The following is a 19,259-nucleotide window of genomic DNA, read 5'->3' as shown; positions in this document are numbered from 1 at the left end:
AACAATAATTGAAAATAAAAAACATAAATTTGCACAACTGCTTATAAAATTATAAATGCAAACAACTCAAAAAATTGCTGTAGTAGGTTCTGGCTTAGTTGGGACATTATTGGCAATCTATCTAAAAAAAAAGGGACATACTGTTCATGTATTAGATCGTAGCCCAGATATTAGAACCGTGGAGTTCTCAGGACGTTCAATTAATTTAGTAATGTCAAATAGAGGCTGGAAAGCTTTAGAAAATATTGGTATAGAGGAAGAAATACAAAAAATAGGAATACCAGTAGATAAAAGAGCCATCCATTTACAAGATGGAAAACTTAATTATCAATATTACGGAAAAGATGGAGAAGCCATTTTTTCCCTTTCAAGAGGAGTCTTAAATCGTAAAATGATTGACTTAGCAGAAAAAGAGGGAGTCCAATTTAAATTTGAACATAAAATTTGGGATGTCTCTCTAGCGGATGCAACACTGTATATAGGAGAAACAGAACGAGGTGATTGGCAAGAATTAAAATATGATAAAGTTTTTGGTGCAGATGGTGCGTTCTCTCGTATTCGTCATCGTATGCAGCGTCAAAGCATGTTTGATTATGCTCAAGAATTTATGAAGTTAGGCTATAAAGAACTACATATACCCGCAAATTCAGATGGAACACATAAAATTGATAAAAACTCCCTACATATATGGCCTCGTGGACAGTTTATGCTGATGGCATTAGCTAATTTAGATGGAAGTTTCACATGTACGCTATTTATGCCTTTTGAAGGAGAAAATTCATTTCAATCCTTAACGGAAGAAAAAAAATTAGTCGACTTTTTTGCCAAATATTTCCCCGATACAAAAGAAGTCATCCCTGATTTAGTAGAAGACTTCTTCAAAAATCCAACTAGTTATCTTGTAATGATGAAATGTTTTCCTTGGACTTACAAAGATAAAGTAGCCTTAATAGGAGATTCTGCCCATGCCATCGTGCCTTTTTACGGACAAGGAATGAATGTAGGATTCGAAGATATAACAATTTTAGCAGAAATGATTGCTAAATATGGAGATGATTGGAAAACAATATTCGAAGAATATCAAAATGAAAGAAAACCAAATGCAGACGCTATAGCAGAATTATCTCTTCGGAATTTTATAGAAATGAGTACTAAAACAGCTGACGAAAAATTTTTACTACAAAAGAAAATAGAAAAATGGTTTTCAGATAAACATCCAGACAAATGGCTACCATTATATAGTAGAGTAACCTTTAGTACACACCCTTATTCAGAAGCATTAGCATTAGGCGATTTACAAAATAAAATAATGGAAGAGATAATGTCTATACCCGATATTGAAAGTAAATGGAATACAGAAGAAGTAGAACAAAAAATAATTTTCTTGTTAAATACGTAAGAAAATTATTTTTTTAGAATTAGTTAAAGAAGTTTTTAAAAAATAAATATTTAAACAGGTATTCTAATCGCTTCGCTGACAGGATACCACTCTTTCTCGATCAGAGTATAATAATAAAACAAAGTAATCTTTTAGGAAAGCCTCTTTCAGTTTTTAATAAAATTAGCTTAAATAACAAAACATCTACAAAATATTTTTTCAAAAATTAATGCTCACGGCAATTTTAGAAGAAAAGTATTTTCTAGGTAAGATTTCTCTTTAGACAAATACAATGAAAATAAAGAAAGAGGCTGTCCTAAAAGTAATAAATCAACAACAAGATTGCGAATTTTTTGAACAGCCTATTTATGTTTTATTTAGAGGTCATTTTTATTTCGATTCAAACAAAAATAAATAAAAATTTTACAGAATATTTTAAGATTTACCATTCATATTAAAATCATTTACAAACAAATTAATGCTGTTTTACATTAGACTTTGTGATGATATGAAAAACAACTACTTTTTATCTTCAGATCTTTTTATCTTCAGATCTTTTTATCTTCAGATCTTTTTATCTATAATAAAATTTTATTAGATAATTAGATCTAAAAACCTCTTTAGATCTCATAACTAATATTCAAAAAAAAATATAAAATTGCCCTTATTTATCTTCTCGATGCACTTTCTCCATTGAAAAAGCAGGCTTACAAATAGCAATATACTCACAAGGCTCTTGAAAAGGATTAGAATATTGAACCCGTATGTTTTTTTCAATTTTAATAGATTGTCCAGCTTCTAAGACAATAGTTTCATTTTCAATAATAAATTGTTTTTTTCCAGAAATAATATAAGTATATTCTTCAAAATCAGGTTTTTGAAAAGGTTCACTCCAACCAGGAGGAGCTATCATGTGTGCAATTGAAATTTTAGCATTATGAGTTGCTATTAATCCATGATGCTCTTCAATTATTTTACCATCTGTAGTAGGAACAACAAACGGATTTTTTTGTATTAAAAAATTTTTCTTTCCCATAATTTGAATTTTATTTAGTATTTCATTACACAAAGATTCACTTCTTAAAAATGAAATATACGGCAAGTACTAAAAAACACATACCTATTAAATGATTCCATCGAAAACTTTCATTCTTAAAAAAAAAGAACGAAAAAAGCACAAAAATAATTAAGGTTATAACCTCTTGAATTACCTTTAGTTGAAGCAAACTAAAAGGACCTCCATTCCCTTGAAAGCCAATTCTGTTAGCAGGTACTTGAAAAAAATATTCAAATAAAGCCATTCCCCAACTAATTAATATAATACTGATTAATCCTGCGTTTTCAAACCATTTTAATTCCTTAAATTTTAAGTGACCATACCAAGCCAACGTCATAAAGATGTTCGAAAGTATAAGCAAACCTATTGTAATATATCCTTTCATAAAAGTTGATCTATAATGCTAATTAAATTATAAGTTATTGACGTAATTCTAATAAAACTTCAAAAATTAATTAAAAGTAAACAGTCACATTTTTAGTTTATCTCAAATTAAACAACAAATTTATTTTAAAATCAAACAATTTGATAAATTCAAAAGTTTTGGAAACCTTTAGAATAAAGAACTATTTGATCGATAAAATAAATTTTTATTCAGAATAACTTGGGTTAAAAAATATTATTTCTTTAGAACCTTCATCAAAACATTAAAAGCACCTCTTATAAAAGTAGCACTTGTTACGACTTTTAATACTGATTTAGCAACAACTTCCCCTATGTTGGAGTCCTTATTAGATGACGTTTTTTCTTTTTCAATGACCTCCTCTGTAATAGTTTCTAACTTTTGAGTCAAAATTTCATACGCACTTTCCCGATCAATTTCCTCTGAATACTTTTCAACTAATTTTGATTTAGAATTAATTTCTTTAATTTCCTCGTTACTCAATACATCCATTCGGCTTTCAGGAGCACGCAACATACAGGCAACTAAAGGTGTAGGGATACCTTTTTCATTTAAGGCGGTTATAAGAGCTTCGCCTATTCCTAATGAAGTAATCACTTCATCTGTTTGATAATATTTAGATTCTGGATAATTTTCAGATGTTTGCTTAATAGCTTGACGATCATTAGCTGTAAAAGCTCTTAGTGCATGTTGGATTTTTAATCCTAATTGAGCCAAAACACCTTTAGGAATATCAGTAGGGTTTTGCGTAATAAAATAAATCCCAACACCTTTTGAACGAATTAATTTTATGATGGTTTCTATCTGATCTAATAAAGTTTTGCTCGCTTCATTAAATAAAAGATGCGCTTCGTCTATAAAAACCACTAATTCAGGTTGTTCAATATCTCCTTTTTCGGGCATATTATTATAGATTTCAGCTAAAAGATTCATCATAAATGTCGAGAAAAGTTTAGGCTTGTCCTGAATGTCATTCAAACGAACAATATTAATGTACCCTAAACCTTCTTCGTTGATACGCATCAAATCATCAATTTCAAAAGATTTTTCACCAAAGAAAATATCAGCTCCTTGCTGCTCTAACTCTATAATTTTACGAAGAATAGTACCTGTAGTTGCAGCAGATATTTTACCATATTCTTTTGCTATTTCCTCTTTTCCTTCCTCCGTAATAAAATTCATGACCTTTTTTATATCTTTCAAATCTAATAAAGCCATTTTTTTATCATCACAATATTTAAAGATGACCGATATAACTCCTGTTTGAGTTTCATTTAAATCTAAAATTCTAGAAAATAAAACAGGACCAAATTCCGAAACAGTAGCTCGTAGCCGAACACCTTCTTGTGTAGAAAGAGTTAATAATTCTACGGGAAATGCTTTTGGATCAAAAGGAATGTTAATTTTATCATGTCGTTCCTTAATAAAATCTTTTAGTTCCCCCTTTTTTGCAATTCCAGAAAAATCCCCTTTTATATCCATCATTAAAACAGGAATGCCATTTTGGGATAATTGTTCAGATAAAAGCTGTATGGTTTTCGTTTTTCCAGTACCTGTTGCACCCGCTATCAAACCATGTCTATTTAGAGTTTTTAAAGGAATATTTACCGGAATAGGATAAGATTCTTTGTCTAAAATAGATCCTCCAAGAGTAATATATCCTCCTTTACACTGATAACCATTTGTAATATCTTCTTTGAAATTGTCTAAAACACTCATAATTGAACTATTAATACAGTGCAAGTTATTCTTTTTTTTACATCAAAAGTCAATGTGATAGACTTTTTTAAACTCTTTGTTTATATCTATTTATTAAGAAATAAGTGTTTTTTTTGAATTTTTATTATAAAGTTTAATTTTTGAAAAATATTTAAAAAATAGATAATATTACTGATTATTATTTAAAAACTGGTTTTTTTGTGCTTATTTGATGAATTATTGTTATTATTTCGCTCTTTTGTTTGATGAAATGTAAGTTGATGAGAACTTAGAAAAGTAAAAAAAGTTTTTTTATATCAGCTAAAAAATTAAATTTGCCTCCATTATTACTCAAAAATAATACGAGATTTAATTAATCAATTAGAAAAATTTAAATTTTAAAAAAATGGCAAACAACGTTAATGTAAAAAAAGAAGAGAAATCTAAAGGTGGTGCTTCATTCTCAGGAATCATTATTCTTGCATGTATTGCAGTAGGTGTTTTTGTGTGGAAATTTATAATGGGAGCTTCTGGGAACTTTGAAGGAGGTAATTCAGAAACAGGTCACCCTCATAACTTTTTAGGAACAGTTTATAAAGGAGGTTTCATCGTACCAGTATTATTAGGAATGTTATTAATGGTGGTTGTTTTCTCTTTCGAGCGTTTAATGGTTATTTCCAAAGCTGCAGGTAAAGGAAATTTAGATGCTTTCATGAAAAATGTACAAGCTAGTGTTAACCAAGGTGACATTAACGGAGCTATTGAAGCTTGTGACAAACAACAAGGTTCTGTTGCTAATGCAATCAAAGCAGGTTTAGTAAAATATAACCAAGTAAAAGCAGAAGGATTTACTTCTGAAGAAGCTACTGAAACAATTCATAAAGAAATTGAAGAAGTTACAGCTTTAGAAATGCCAATGTTAGAAAAAAACATGACTATCATCTCTACTATGGTTGCTTTAGGTACCCTAGGAGGATTATTAGGTACTGTATCAGGTATGATTAAAGCGTTTAGTGCTTTGGCTACTTCTGGTACTCCTGACCAAGCCGCTTTAGCAGTAGGTATCTCTGAGGCTCTTATCAATACAGCAACTGGTATCTCTACCTCTGCCTTAGCAATTGTAACTTATAACTATTTTACTTCTAAAATTGATACTTTAACATATTCAATTGATGAAGCAGCTAATACTATCGTTAATACTTACAGAAGATTTAAAGGTTCTTTAAAATAATTTAAAGACATAATAAAAAATAATTATGGCAAAAGGAAAATCACGTAAATCAGCAGGAGCAATCGACATGACAGCAATGTGTGACGTAGCCTTCCTATTGCTTACGTTCTTTATACTTACTGCTACAGCTAAACAACCAGAACCCTTACAGGTAGATACACCTAACTCTACGGTGCAAACTAAATTACCTGAAACTGGTTTAGTAACCTTAACAGTAGGTAAAGGTAAAGTGTTCATAGGTATGAAAGATCGTGAAATCCGTTTAAGATCCTTAGAATTAATGGGACAAGAATACGGAATAAACTTTACCGATGCAGAAAAACAACGTTTTTCTTTAATTGATGGTTTCGGAGTGCCAATGGGGAATTTAAAACAAATCATTGCTATGTCAAGTTCTGACAGAAACAAAGAAGGTTTACAACCAGGTGTACCAATGGATTCTATAGATGAAAAGAAAGATGAATTGGCTAGATGGATATTTAATGCTCGTTCAGCTAGTGCTGAGTTGAGAAACGAGGACTTAAAATTTGCAATCAAAGGAGATGCTAAATTAGAGTACCCAGCTATCAAAAGAGTAATGGATGTATTACAGAAACAAGATGTAAATAGTTTTAATCTTGTAACTGGTTTACGTAGTAGTGATTTCTAATATAATATAAGAAAAAGAAATGGCAGAATTAAACGACTCCGGTGGAGGTGGCAAAAAAGAAGGTGGTAAGGTAAGAAGTAAAAAATCTAATGCAAAAGTAGATTTAACAGCCATGGTGGACTTAGCTTTCTTATTAATTACTTTCTTCATGTTGACTACGTCATTGTCTAAACCTCAGTCTATGAACTTAGGAATGCCGGATAAAAATGATAAGCCTGAAGAAAAAAAGGATAATATTGAAGTAGCTGATGATCGTACAATGACGGTTTTATTAGGTGAAAATAATAAAATTAAATGGTACTACGGTAGAATAGATGCACCTTTTGAAGGTCCTAAAGAAGCTACTTACGGAAAAGCAGGTATTCGTCAAGAAATTGCTAAAAAAGTACAGTCAGTTCCAGCAAAATACAATGACCCGACAAAAGGATTGATTGTAATCATCAAAATGGATAAAAAAGCTAACTATAGAAATATGGTAGACATCCTAGATGAGATGGCAATATGTAAAGTGCCAACTTATGCAGTAGTAGATATTACCCCGCAAGAGAAGGCTATATTAAAAAAGTAATTAACTAAATTCTAATAATTGAAGCATGAAATTAGATTTATATAAATCGCAATGGTTAGAGTTAGTTTTTGAAGGGCGTAACAAGAAGTATGGTGCTTATGAGTTACGTAAAGAAAATCCTAAAACATCATTGAGAGCATTAATCATCGGAGGTTCTTTCTTTGCGTTAGCAGTAGCATCTCCCTTGCTTATAAGTATGATCCCAAAAGGTGAGGATGATACCACTTTAGATGAAAAAGTAGTATTGGTGGATATGACTAAACCAAAAGAAAATACACCACCACCGCCGCCACCTGAAAAAAAACCTGAACCACCAAAACCTAAGGTAGATGAAGTAAAATTTGTCGAACCTAAAGTCGTGGAGGCTAAAAAGGTAACAGAAGAAATTAAAACCATTGAAGAGTTAAAAGATAAGAACATTGCAGAAAAAGACCAAAAAGGAGATAAAGATGCACAAGTTCAAATTGATGCTCCAACAGGTAATAACGATGAAGTTGTAAAAGTAGTAGAAGAAGACAACCAAGTCTATAGTGCTGCGGGTATTGAAGCACAACCTGAATTTCCAGGAGGAAATGAAGGATTCATGAAATACGTACAACGTAATTACCGTACTCCAGAGGTTGATACTGATTTAAAAGGAAGAGTTTTTGTTGAATTCGTAGTAGAAAAAGATGGAAGCTTAACAGATATTAAAGTAGTCAGAGACTTAGGATATGGAACGGGAGCGGAAGCTATTCGTATGCTAAAGAGTGCTCCTAAATGGAGACCAGGTGAGCAAAACGGTAAAAAAATCCGTGTAAGATATAGTTTGCCTATCTTACTAGATATTAGAGCTGAATAGATGAATATAAAATATTCCAATAAGCAAGAGAAGAAATCGCTCCAAGAGCGGTTTCTTCTTGTTTTAGGTATCCTCTTTTTTTGTGTTTATTTATGTATGGGATTAATGATACTGTTTTGGGATCACTTAATAGATCGCCTCCCATTATCAACAGGCTATCGTATAACTCTAGGAATAGCAATTATTATATATGCTTTTTTTCGTTTTATACGTTATTTTAGAAAATAATCTTATTTGAATTTTTATTCTCTTAAAATTATCTCAAAAAAAGAATAGCATATCACCATAATCCCAAAAAAAACGAAAGGATATGCAATTTAAAGAACTAAAAATATGAGTATTGATTAAATACAAAATGATTAAAAAAATATGCCATTCGTAATTTGTAATAAATAAAACTTAAACACATGAAATTAAAACACTTAGTTCTAGGTTTATTACTTACTGCTGTTTTTTTTGTTAGTTGCTACTTTGGTAATAAAGATGAAAAAGAAACCATACTAACAGGTACAGCCACTATATTAGTAGATGAAACCGTTTTTCCATTAGTAGAAGATCATCAGATGATTTTTGAAAATCAATACCAAGCAAAAATTAAATTAATACCAAAACCAGAAAAAGAAATAATTAAACTTTTATCAGAAGGCAAAAATAATTTAGCAATTTTAACACGTGAATTAACTCTAGGTGAAACAAAAAAAGTTGCTAAAAATAATATTAAAGGAAAAATAACCGATTTTGCAATAGACGGTATAGCATTTATTGGACATCCTTCTAATTCAAATTTCAAAATAGAAGAAACAGAATTAGTTAATTTTTTAAATGGGAAACCATCAAAAATTAAAAAATTAATTTTTGATAACGCTAATTCAAGTACAGTTAGATATTTAATGGAATTTGCTAAAGTAAAAAATCTACCCAAGGATAATATTTTCGCTCTTGCAACAAATAATGAGGTAATTACTTTCATATCCAAAACACCAGATGCAATAGGAGTTGTTGGGATAAACTGGATAACACAACCAATGCCTGATTTTCAAAAAACAGTAGAAAATATTAAGGTTTTGGAATTAAAAACTAAGAATGGTACATTTGTTACCCCAAGCCAAGATTTATTAGCTTCTGGTAACTATCCTTATAGTCGAAAAATAAAAATATTAAATTATCAAGGAACCACAGGTTTAGGCATGGGATTTGCTTCATTTATAGCAGGAGAATTAGGACAACGAATAGTATTAAAATCAGGATTAGTTCCCGTTAGAATGCCTAGTAGAAATATAATAATCCGAAAAGAAGTAGAAGAAAAAGAAAAAAATAATTAATTGTGAAAGAAATGAATAAAATAAAAATTTTTAGTACGGCTTTTTTTGCAATAAGCACAGGAGTTTTTGCACAAGATATAGAAAGCGCTAAAAAGGCAATTGATGCAGAACAATATGAAAAGGCAAAATCAATATTAAAAGCCGTTGTTAAATCAAATCCAGAAAATGGTAAAGCAGCTTTTTTATTAGGAAATGTTTATTTACGTCAAACATATCAAGACTCAGCAAAAGCTGTTTTCCAATCGGCTTTGACTAAAAAAGAAGGAGGTATGTTAAATTATATTGGTTTAGGTCAGATTGATCTAGATAATACTAATATCCAAGCAGCTCAATTTAATTTTGATCAAGCTACAGCTAATATGAAAAAGAAAGATTTAGAGCAATTTGTTCATATTGGTAAAGCTTATACTAATTCAATAAACCCTAATTACACTAAGGCTATTGAAGTATTAAATAAAGCAAAGGCAATTAATATGAATGACGCACAAACTTTATTAGCTCTAGGTGATGCCTATTATGGATTAAAAAGCCAAAATGAAGCGTATGCAGCATATAGAGGAGCGTATGAAGCAGACAATAGCTTGTTGAGAGCTAAAATGCAATTGGGCGTTTTATTAAAAGGAGCTAAAGCATTTAATGAAGCAAAAGCAGCCATAGATGAAGTATTAGCTATTAATACATCGTATGGTCCAGCTTATAGAGAACTAGCAGAAATCTATTTTGGATGGGCATTACAACAAAACGATAAAGCAAAATTTAAAGAATATACAGATAAATCTTTAGAATATTATGAAAAATATATGAGCTTAACAGACTATTCATTAGCCTCTCGTATGCGTCACGCAGATTTTCTTGTAATAGCTAAAGATTATAAAACTTTAGAAAAAGAAGCAAATGAAATGGCTAAAATGGATAAAGTTAATCCTAAAATTTTTCGTTATTTAGGCTATTCAGCTTATGAAAACGAAAATATAGACTCAGCAGTTGACGCTTTAACCACATTTACCACAAACCCATCTAGTAGATTGATTGCTATTGACTATCTATATCTAGGAATGGCTCAATTAAAAAAAGCAATACCAGTTGTTGCTGATGGAGTTAAACCCAATGTTGATGAAGCTTTATACACACAAGCATTACTTAATTTAAATAAAGCAGTCGAGCTTGATAAATCAATGTCAGAAAGATTAAATGAGATAGGAAAAATCTATTTTGATAGAAAATTATATAAATATGCTTCAGGAGTGTACGAAGTAGCAATTAATAATACAAGCTCTAAAAATTATTTATATGATAATTTCTTCTTAGGATATTCATTATATTTTCATAATGTGGCAGAAGGAGTAAAAGGATATGATACAACGCAATTGCAAAAAGCAGATAAAGCATTTGCAGCAGTAATAGTAAAATCACCAACAACACAAGATGCACATATATATAGAGCACGTGTAAATGCTTTATTAACAGATCCAAATGCTAAAAATCAAATGGTCGCTAGCTATGATGAGTTTGCCAAAATAGTTTTGAATAAAGGAGGAGATCTAATAGAAAAAAATAAGGCAAAATTAATTGAATCTTACAACGAAATAGCTCGTTTTTATATAAAAACAGATAAAGTAAAAGCAAATGAATATATTGCCAAATCATTAGCATTAGATCCAGCAGATGCAGATGCTATAAATATTAAAAAAAGTATTGCCAAATAATTGTTATTTGGATATCACAATAAAAAACCGACAATTTAAAAATAGTTGTCGGTTTTTTTATTAGAGATAACCTATTAAATTTATGTATATTTGCAACCCTCTTTTTTAGAAAATAATTATGTTGAGTAAAGAAATACAGTTAGCTGTAAATAAAGGAGATATGCTTCCTTTGATGGAAGAGTTTTATACAATACAAGGCGAGGGAGCCTACACAGGTACTGCCGCCTATTTTGTGAGAATTGGCGGTTGTGATGTAGGCTGTCATTGGTGTGATGTCAAAGAAAGTTGGAATGCAGAATTACATCCTCCAACTCAAACTTCAATAATAGTTGAAAATGCAAAAAAATATGCAAATACCGTTGTCGTTACAGGAGGAGAACCATTAACCTGGAATATGGAACCTCTGACGAGAAAATTAAAACAAGCAGGACTCCGTGTACATATCGAAACATCAGGAGCCTATCCCGTTACAGGGCAATGGGATTGGTTTTGTCTATCTCCTAAAAAAACAAAATTACCTGTTCAAGAAGCCTACGATAAAGCACATGAACTTAAGATTATAATTTATAATAAACACGATTTTCTCTTTGCAGAAGAACAAGCTCTAAGAACAAATCCTAATGCCAAATTATACTTACAACCAGAATGGAGTAAGAAAGAAGAAGTGTTAAATCTTATAATAGACTATGTAATGAAAAATCCAAAATGGAAAATTTCATTACAAACACATAAATATTTAAATATTCCGTAATTATTTTGTTTTAAAATTAATTAGTATTTGGGAATTTAATAAAACAATTATATTTTTGTCATCAAAAGGTTCTATTTTTTTATTACAACAAAAAAACAGAAATCCTAAATGATTTTGATCCTGTCATTTCTTTACTTAGTTACTTTATTATAGCCAATCTGAGATAGGTTTAAACGTAAGGTATAAAGAAAGTAAATTGTATAATGTTAATAATCAAATTTCTCCAACTATCGAAAAGATAAACCAAACAAAGAGTTGCCATTTTCGAACAGATCTGAGAAAAATGTAATGAAATATTAATCCCAAAAACTATTACTATGAAGAAATTAATCTTATTTATTATTCTCTGGTTTTGTCAAATAACATTGGCTCAATCTCCCTCAAATGGTACAGCTAAATCCGCTCCAATACCATTTGATAATGTAGAAAATCAACCTATTTTTCCAGGAGGAAACAATGAACTAATGAAGTTTATAGGAAAGAACTTTTCACCACCAAGTGATGAAAATTTTACAGGAGGAGTTCTTCAAGTAACTTTTATAATCGAAACAAATGGAAGTATTTCAGATATTAAAGTAATCAATGATTTGGGATATGGAACAGCACAAGAAATAATAAGAGTGCTTCAAACATGTCCTAAATGGACACCTGGAGACCAAGATGGAAAACCTGTTCGGGTCTTGTTTAATTTATCAGTCACAATTAGGGTGTAAAAAAGTTACTCGAATAAACAAAATTTTTAACATAAAGCCTTTAATTTAACAATCATAAGATATTTCTTAGTTGCTTATTTTGTTTAATACCATTTAAACTTAAAATATACTGGATTAAAAAATAAAGTTCTCGATACGTTTTTTCATTTTAAAAACAACTCGAACAAATAGTTGAGTATATAATTGAAATCATCGTTAGTTTGAGCGCGAAACGTATCGAGAACCAACACTAATTTTTATTGCTTTTGTAGATGTACTATTTTTAAAAAGAAAATTCAAAGTTTAAATGGTATCTTATTTCTAAAGGATATGAAATTCTTGTATTTAGTATTTTTTTGATTATGATAAGTTAAAAAATTTATTCTTTTAAAAATATTGCGGTACTTGTTTTCCCTTTTTGGTCTTCTATTTTTATATTGTAAATTCCCTTTTTTAATCTATTTATATTCTCTTGTTTTTGGTTGCCAGAAAAAACTTTTTGTCCTCGTTGATTATATATTTCCATTCCTTTTATTTCTTCTTCCATTTCTATATTTAATTTATCTACAGCAGGATTGAGAAAAATCAATATATTTTGTTTTTTTCGATATTGGCTTGCTTTGTTACTCTGTAACTTTTATACTCATAAGCTCCTCTATCAATGGTTTGGTTCACTATTCTTAGATTCCCTGCTTTATCTCTACTAGGTAAAGTTATACCAGGTACTAAATTAGTTCCTGTATCATAAGCAGCAAAAGATGATTTAATTAATGTAAAATCGCCATTTAAGGGATCTTTAAATGGTTCATATTTCCCTACATAATTATTGTTATAATACGCATTTAGTCTATAGTTTTGTAAAATAGAATAATGTACATCTGGGTATATAAAAACGGTTCCAACGGGATAATTATAATCATCTACAAAGATATCGTGTCCTAATTCGTCCAATCGGGCATTATTATTATGGAATATGGTATTGTAAATACTAGCCAAAGATTCTCTGGCACAAATCCCTCCTCCTCCATTTTGCGCATAATTACCTGAGAATACGCAATTTGTAATTTTAGGCTGAGAGGATAACGCAAAAATAGCACCTCCTTTGCCAGTTGTAGAGTTGTTCCAGAAAACGGTATTGATTAATCTTAAGTATGTTCCTATATCGGAACTTCTTCCTATATACATCCCTCCTCCTTCTGCTTCTGCCCAATTATTTTTAATGGTTACATTAGAGAACGTATTTTTTGATTGAATGATATATATCCCTCCTCCTCTTCTTCCATCTATATTATTTCCTTCTACTGTAGTACAGCTTCCATAACACGATGCAACACCATTTGCAATTGTAAGACCATCAAGAGTTGAACAACCAGAAAGAATAACCACATGATAAGCATTATCTCTAGACATTTGTTCGACACCTAAATCTCCACTTAGTATACTTTCATTGGATGTTAAAGACAAATTCCTTTCGTCTAAACTGGCTTCAGTTCCTGCAAAGCCACCATAAATGCTAATTGTACTTGATATGACAAAAGCATTGTGTTGATTATTGGGTGTAATTGTATTTAAATCGTCTGCTTTTCTATTGGGTTTGTATGTTCCTCCTGCAACCCAAATTTGAGAATAACGTCTACTATTTATTAAGGATTGAAGATCTCCTGATGCGTCTGACCAGGAGGTTCCGTTTCCTGTAGCTCCAGCTTTTATATAACCAATTGCACCATGAGTTTGTGCCATAATCACTATATAAAAGAATAGTGCTATTATAATGAATATTTTTGTTTTTATTTTCATTTATTAGTTTTTTTTTAATTTATTATAAACTGTGACATTTTGTATTATGTATTTATTTTTACAACATAATCTATTTAAAATCAATTATTTATCAAAACATTTTTTTTTATACAAAAAAGAAAATTATAGTCTTTTTTATTATTTAATCTAATTATTTTTCAAGTTTCAGTGTCGCTATTAGCAAATTGATATAAAATGTGGTTTGGTCAATAAAAATGTTTTTTTTTACTTTTATAAAGTTTTAAACTATCTATCTATTTTCTGTAAGAATTGCTCAACTAGATCATAAGTCTTTATTATATTTATTTTTTGCTTATTTATTTTTGTCTGATTACAGGAATAAAAGATTCCAATAAAAATGATGGCATAGAAAAGGGTTAGAAAAATTTCTAGTTTGTTTTTATTTATTATTCTCACGTTTTTAATTTTTGTTTTTCAATGATAATATAGTGTCTATTAAATATGTTTTCATGTGGGAAGTATTCTTTATGTTTTCAAAAATCATATATCAGATTGTTGTATATTTATTTTCTTATTAACAAATAGGTATCAACTCTCGCTCGTTCTTTTGTATTGTTTAAAAATTCTATTTTTAATTGATTAGTCGTTATAGAAATTACTTTTAGTTTATATGAAAACCCCCTTAATTTCAATTCATTGTTTTCATAAATGTAACTTGTTTTATTATCTTCGGATTGGCAGTTTGAAGGCATAATTTTTTCTGTATAAGTATTATTAGCTTCTATTAATAAATGATCTTTTAAGTCAATACATTTGTTAACATAATCACTAAAAAGTTCTTGTCCTGACTCGTTGTATTCTATTTTTTTAAAAAATTCCCATTTCCCTACTATTGTTGGCTCAAAAACTTCAGTTATTTCTTCTTTTTTAGAACAGGCATCTAAAAGGATGGTTATTGCTAATAGGAGTATACTTTTTAATAGATTTTTCATTTTTATAATTTATTTAGTTTTATACATATTTGCTTTATCACAGGAAATAGGATCCATTCCTGAATTAGCATAATCAGTTGGTGGAGTAAGATAATTTTCCTTTAGATCACCTGCTTTTGAGAATGAATTTTGTTGTTCTATTTGCATGCTCATAAATGCACAGGTCCCATCTGTTTTTTTAAATACAGCTACAATGGACATTATCCTAGAGGTCAGTGTTTTTAGATATTCTCCATTTCCATTTTGTATATTTTTATACTGAGAGACCCATTCACTAATAGGGTATCCGTAAATAGGGGTTTCTTTCCAAGCATAATCAGCGGTGCGTTTTTTTATTGTTTCTATTATTTCTTTTTGAGTAGGAGCTTGTACAGGATTTATTTTTTTAGGCAAAGAGTTTTGAGCAGTATAGGCTTCTTCTTTTTTCTTTTCTATATCTCGAAAAATTTGAATTATTTTTGTTGGTGGATACTTTTTAATTTGGTCTTCCATTCCTTTTTTGTAAAAGAATAAATAAGGTTGTCCTTCAAATAAGTTATTTCCAAAAGGATTTGCTCCCGAAGCAGCATAAGGTTCATCCGCAGCATAAAACAATCCTGGTTCTAGTTGTAATAATCCTTTTACTTCTCCTTTTTTCACGCCTTCTGCCAGATTTTTACTCTGATATTGTACATAGGCTATATCGGGCATGTAACATTCTCTATAATGTATAATTCCTTTAGATCGCATTTGCTGCAAAAGCATTGCTTTAGCTTTTCCACTAATTCCAGAGCTAATCCAGCTTGTGTATTGTGTATCTATTATTGGATTTCCATTTTTCTTTTGAAAATGGTATCGAGTATACAGATTAGCCTTAAAATTGGGTTCATCAAATTCTAAATACACTTTTTTTATGGCTAATATTTTGTCATCAACTAAACTTTTTATTCCTAATGGAACAGAGGCATAATAAATTCCGCTTGGTCCTTCTTTTTTAAAATTTTGATTTTCTAAAAAAGAATCGGTTTCATCTTCTTCTAGAGCTTTTAAGTCTTTTTTATCTGGCGTAATAGCTTTCTTTGCATCATTTTCTGGTGATCCTAAAGCTTTTTCGGCTACTTTATTTAACAATTTTCCAAACTGGGCGCGACTCATCGGGATATTGCCTATCAATAAAAACAACAATATCATCTTAACTAATTTTGTATTCATAGCATTTTTGTTTTTTATAAAGCAAAAATACCTTGTGTAGATACTTCCCTTTTGTAGGAGTTTAGCAAACCTGTTTTTCGGTTAACTAATAAAAATCGTTAACTCTTAAGTCCTTTTGGTTAACTCATAAAGTATGATAATCTTAAAAAATTTATTTTTGTGTTTATGTTTCCTATTAGACTTTTTATAATTGTCATTTTACTTTCTCCTATATCATTCGAGGGGCAAAATCCTTTTTATTATAAAATTGATCAATCAAAAGGGTTACCTTCTAATAGTGTATATGATATTTTTCAAGATCAAAAAGGTTTTATGTGGTTTGCAACTAACAAAGGGCTTTGTAGATATGATGGTAAATATTTTTTAACTTACACTAATGAAAATCAAACCTCTATTTCCGGATCTTGTATACAAGAGGATTTGTATGGTAGGATATGGTATAGTAATTTTGATGGTTATTTGTATTATGTTGAAAACAACCAGCTAAAATGTCTTAATAATACGAATACAATTGGTTTTGTGAAATTTGGAATTACAGATAAGTATCTTATTGTTTTGCAAAAAAATCATATTTTATTTTATGATTTAAAAGACTTAAATATTCGTAAGAAAGTAGCATTTAATACTGAAAATTTATTTGCTACTCATTTTTCTAACTCTAAATTTTATCTATTAGGAAATGATTTTACAATAATAGAGCCTGATTTATCTATCAAACATTTTTCTATTCCGAAAGAAGTTTATGAAAATTATCCTGCTCCTATTTTACAAAAAAGCACAAATGGTTTATTACTTGTCTCTAAATATGCTAACTATTTTTATGAAATTAAAAAGAATAAATTTTATAAAAGAAAGATAACTGGTGATTTTACATTTATTCAAAATTTAGCTTTTGATAAAGATTTTAATTGGATTTGTACGACACAAGGTGCTATTAAATATGTTAAAGGAGGTATTAATACATTGAATACATATTTAAAAAATTTCAATATTTCATTTGTTTTTAAAGATCAAGAGGAAAACTACTGGTTTTCTACTATCAACGATGGTCTTTTATTAGTTCCTAACCTTTGCAATAATTTTGTTTCTTTTGATAAAAAACCTCTGACGATTTCAACAAATGGTCGGTCTATTTTTATTGGATCTACTGATGATAAACTGTATAAAAGCGATCTTTTTTTAAAGAATTTTGAAAAAATATTTGATGGAAAAAGTAATCATGAAATATATTTTTTATCATCAGATTTACAACATCTTTATTTTACGTCGAATACTTTTAAAAAAATCAATTTAAAAAATAAAACAGAAGAAGAAAGTATAATTGCTTTAAAAGATGCTCAAAAACTAAATGAAAAATATTACGTTTTTGCTGCAAGTGGCGTTTGCGGTTTGTTAAAAAATACAACTATTAAAAACGAATGGGATGTTTGGGCTAAAGATAGTATACAAACCATTATACCTATTATAAATGGTGTTCAGGGCAAATCAACTTCCTATAATGCTTTTAATAATACTATTTATTATGCTACTAATAATGGTTTATTTGCTGTTACTAAAAATAATATACTTGAAATAAAAGTAAAAAATAAAAAATTATTTTTTTCCAGAATAAAAAGCATAGGAGATAAAACCTATGCTATAACTAGTACTGAAAAATTATATGTCATAACTTCCGATAATTATGTAAAACAAATACGTTTACAACGATACATTAATAATGAGCCCATCAATAAGATTAAATTTTTAAATTCAAAATTATACATTATTACTCCTTTTAGTCTTTATTCATTTGATTTAGATACTCATAATATAAAAAAAATAGTTTCTATAACTCCTGATCATGAAATTTCAGATTTAATTGAATTAAACCGCCATATAATAGGTGTAACCCCAAAAGGGTTTCTCTATATTTTAAAAGAAAAAAAGAGAAAAATTTTTCCTATTAAATTAATTCTCAATTCAGCTCTGGTAAATGGAAAAACTAGAGATTTAAAAAGTTTAAAAAATTTACATTATACTGAAAATAACATTCGTATAATCTACTCTATTTTATCTTATATTCCTAATCAGAAAGGTAAATTATATTATTCCATAAATAATTCTTCTTGGATCTTAGCAGATGAGGATGCACGTAGTTTGTCTTTAAACTCTTTACCTTCTGGCAAGTATTTTATAAAGTTTCAAACAATAATTAATGGTAAAAAATCTGATATAACTCGGATGACTTTAAACATTAAAAAGCCTTTTTGGTTGTCTTGTTACTTTATTTTGCTGATGATCATTGTTTTTATAGGATTGATTTATTGTTTTTTAAAATGGCAATTGACTAAAATAAAAAAAAGAAATCAATTAATTTTAGATAAAATTAATTTAGAAAAGAATGTAAACCAGTCTAATTTAAGAGCGTTAAAATCTCAAATGAATCCTCATTTTTTCTTTAATGCGCTAAATACTCTACAATCTTATATTGTAGCCAATGAAAAAAATGAAGCTATTGAATATTTATCAAAATTTTCAAATCTTACACGTATTATTTTAGAAATGACCGATAAAGACTGGATCAGTATAGCAGATGAAGTCAAAACCTTAAAATTATATTTAGAAATTGAAAAAGCTCGTTTTGAGGAAGATTTTTTATTTTCTATTAAAACACAAGCTGATCTTGATGTAGAGGCTATAAAAATTCCGTCTATGCTACTTCAACCCTATGTAGAAAATGCCCTCAAACATGGGTTATTACATAAATTTGGAATAAAGGAGTTATATATAAATTTTACTATAAAGGATAAAATATTAAGCATTTTAATTGAAGATAATGGAATTGGCAGAAAAAAAAGTCAGGAACTTAATCAAATTAAAAATAAAAAACATCAATCATTTGCTACTAATGCCTTACAAAACCGAATTGATTTATTAAACGAGTATAATCAAAAAAACATTTCAATAGAAATCATAGATAAATTAACGGACAACAAACTGCCAAATGGCACTCTTATAGTTATTCAAATCCCTTTATAAAAAA

Annotated in this window: 18 protein-coding genes; 10 read left to right on the top strand and 8 right to left on the bottom strand. The window is 29.2% G+C overall.

What is annotated here, in order from left to right:
- Window positions 1-55: 55 nt before the first annotated feature.
- Window positions 56-1,399, top strand: a complete 1,344-nt coding sequence (locus AWN65_RS02305) for an FAD-dependent oxidoreductase (RefSeq protein WP_060381693.1) — start codon at window positions 56-58, stop codon at window positions 1,397-1,399.
- A 643-nt stretch (window positions 1,400-2,042) separates the two neighbouring features.
- On the opposite strand, the gene AWN65_RS02300 is transcribed toward AWN65_RS02305, so the two are convergent.
- From AWN65_RS02300 to AWN65_RS02290, 3 genes are all read right to left on the bottom strand, one after another.
- Window positions 2,043-2,414, bottom strand: coding sequence for a cupin domain-containing protein (locus AWN65_RS02300; protein ID WP_060381692.1), 372 nt, complete (start codon window positions 2,412-2,414; stop codon window positions 2,043-2,045).
- Window positions 2,415-2,451: 37 nt separating this feature from the next.
- Window positions 2,452-2,820 (bottom strand): DMT family protein, encoded by a 369-nt coding sequence (locus tag AWN65_RS02295; RefSeq protein WP_060381691.1) that lies wholly within the window; start codon window positions 2,818-2,820, stop codon window positions 2,452-2,454.
- 234 nt (window positions 2,821-3,054) lie between these two features.
- Window positions 3,055-4,557, bottom strand: coding sequence for a helicase HerA-like domain-containing protein (locus AWN65_RS02290; RefSeq protein ID WP_060381690.1), 1,503 nt, complete (start codon window positions 4,555-4,557; stop codon window positions 3,055-3,057).
- 385 nt (window positions 4,558-4,942) lie between these two features.
- Between AWN65_RS02290 and AWN65_RS02285 the strand changes: the two genes are divergently transcribed.
- The 4 genes from AWN65_RS02285 to AWN65_RS02270 are packed head-to-tail and all read left to right on the top strand — an operon-like array spanning window position 4,943 to window position 7,825.
- Entirely contained in the window at window positions 4,943-5,767 is an 825-nt protein-coding gene (locus AWN65_RS02285) for a MotA/TolQ/ExbB proton channel family protein (RefSeq protein WP_060381689.1), read from the top strand.
- 25 nt (window positions 5,768-5,792) lie between these two features.
- Window positions 5,793-6,416 carry an ExbD/TolR family protein gene (locus AWN65_RS02280; RefSeq protein ID WP_060381688.1) on the top strand — a complete coding sequence of 208 codons (624 nt, stop codon included), beginning with the start codon at window positions 5,793-5,795 and terminating at the stop codon, window positions 6,414-6,416.
- Between the two features lie 19 nt (window positions 6,417-6,435).
- The gene (locus AWN65_RS02275) at window positions 6,436-6,984 is read left to right on the top strand and encodes an ExbD/TolR family protein (protein ID WP_060381687.1); all 549 of its coding nucleotides are present in this window, start codon (window positions 6,436-6,438) and stop codon (window positions 6,982-6,984) included.
- A gap of 25 nt (window positions 6,985-7,009) precedes the next feature.
- Window positions 7,010-7,825 (top strand): energy transducer TonB, encoded by an 816-nt coding sequence (locus tag AWN65_RS02270; RefSeq protein WP_060381686.1) that lies wholly within the window; start codon window positions 7,010-7,012, stop codon window positions 7,823-7,825.
- Here AWN65_RS02270 and AWN65_RS15395 read toward each other — a convergent pair.
- Complete coding sequence (locus tag AWN65_RS15395; protein ID WP_158447572.1) at window positions 7,812-8,006, bottom strand: hypothetical protein; 195 nt, start codon at window positions 8,004-8,006, stop codon at window positions 7,812-7,814. The two genes, AWN65_RS02270 and AWN65_RS15395, sit on opposite strands and share 14 nt — an antisense overlap.
- A gap of 226 nt (window positions 8,007-8,232) precedes the next feature.
- On the opposite strand from AWN65_RS15395, the gene AWN65_RS02265 reads away from it, so the two are divergent.
- From AWN65_RS02265 to AWN65_RS02250, 4 genes are all read left to right on the top strand, one after another.
- The gene (locus AWN65_RS02265) at window positions 8,233-9,147 is read left to right on the top strand and encodes a PstS family phosphate ABC transporter substrate-binding protein (RefSeq protein ID WP_060381685.1); all 915 of its coding nucleotides are present in this window, start codon (window positions 8,233-8,235) and stop codon (window positions 9,145-9,147) included.
- A gap of 11 nt (window positions 9,148-9,158) precedes the next feature.
- Complete coding sequence (locus tag AWN65_RS02260) at window positions 9,159-10,853, top strand: tetratricopeptide repeat protein (RefSeq protein WP_060381684.1); 1,695 nt, start codon at window positions 9,159-9,161, stop codon at window positions 10,851-10,853.
- A 118-nt stretch (window positions 10,854-10,971) separates the two neighbouring features.
- On the top strand, window positions 10,972-11,604 hold the full coding sequence (locus AWN65_RS02255) for a 7-carboxy-7-deazaguanine synthase QueE (RefSeq protein WP_060381683.1): 633 nt from the start codon (window positions 10,972-10,974) through the stop codon (window positions 11,602-11,604).
- Between the two features lie 317 nt (window positions 11,605-11,921).
- Window positions 11,922-12,317 (top strand): energy transducer TonB, encoded by a 396-nt coding sequence (locus AWN65_RS02250; RefSeq protein WP_081078375.1) that lies wholly within the window; start codon window positions 11,922-11,924, stop codon window positions 12,315-12,317.
- Between the two features lie 358 nt (window positions 12,318-12,675).
- Here AWN65_RS02250 and AWN65_RS02245 read toward each other — a convergent pair whose 3' ends face one another.
- From AWN65_RS02245 to AWN65_RS02230, 4 genes are all read right to left on the bottom strand, one after another.
- Window positions 12,676-12,885, bottom strand: a complete 210-nt coding sequence (locus tag AWN65_RS02245; protein WP_060381681.1) for a T9SS type A sorting domain-containing protein — start codon at window positions 12,883-12,885, stop codon at window positions 12,676-12,678.
- Complete coding sequence (locus AWN65_RS02240) at window positions 12,882-14,093, bottom strand: hypothetical protein (protein WP_060381680.1); 1,212 nt, start codon at window positions 14,091-14,093, stop codon at window positions 12,882-12,884. Before AWN65_RS02240 ends, AWN65_RS02245 begins: the two co-directional genes overlap by 4 nt.
- Before the next feature lie 524 nt (window positions 14,094-14,617).
- Complete coding sequence (locus tag AWN65_RS02235; RefSeq protein WP_060381679.1) at window positions 14,618-15,046, bottom strand: lipocalin family protein; 429 nt, start codon at window positions 15,044-15,046, stop codon at window positions 14,618-14,620.
- A 9-nt stretch (window positions 15,047-15,055) separates the two neighbouring features.
- A complete protein-coding gene (locus AWN65_RS02230; RefSeq protein ID WP_123867733.1) occupies window positions 15,056-16,237 on the bottom strand; it encodes a hypothetical protein in 1,182 nt (393 codons plus the stop codon).
- A gap of 165 nt (window positions 16,238-16,402) precedes the next feature.
- Between AWN65_RS02230 and AWN65_RS02225 the strand changes: the two genes are divergently transcribed.
- A complete protein-coding gene (locus tag AWN65_RS02225; protein WP_060381677.1) occupies window positions 16,403-19,255 on the top strand; it encodes a sensor histidine kinase in 2,853 nt (950 codons plus the stop codon).
- Window positions 19,256-19,259: the final 4 nt, after the last annotated feature.

The organism is Flavobacterium covae (genome assembly GCF_001534645.1).
Lineage (GTDB): Bacteria > Bacteroidota > Bacteroidia > Flavobacteriales > Flavobacteriaceae > Flavobacterium > Flavobacterium covae.
The sequence above is the reverse complement of the archived record's forward strand: the minus strand, read 5'-3'. Positions and strand labels throughout refer to the sequence as shown.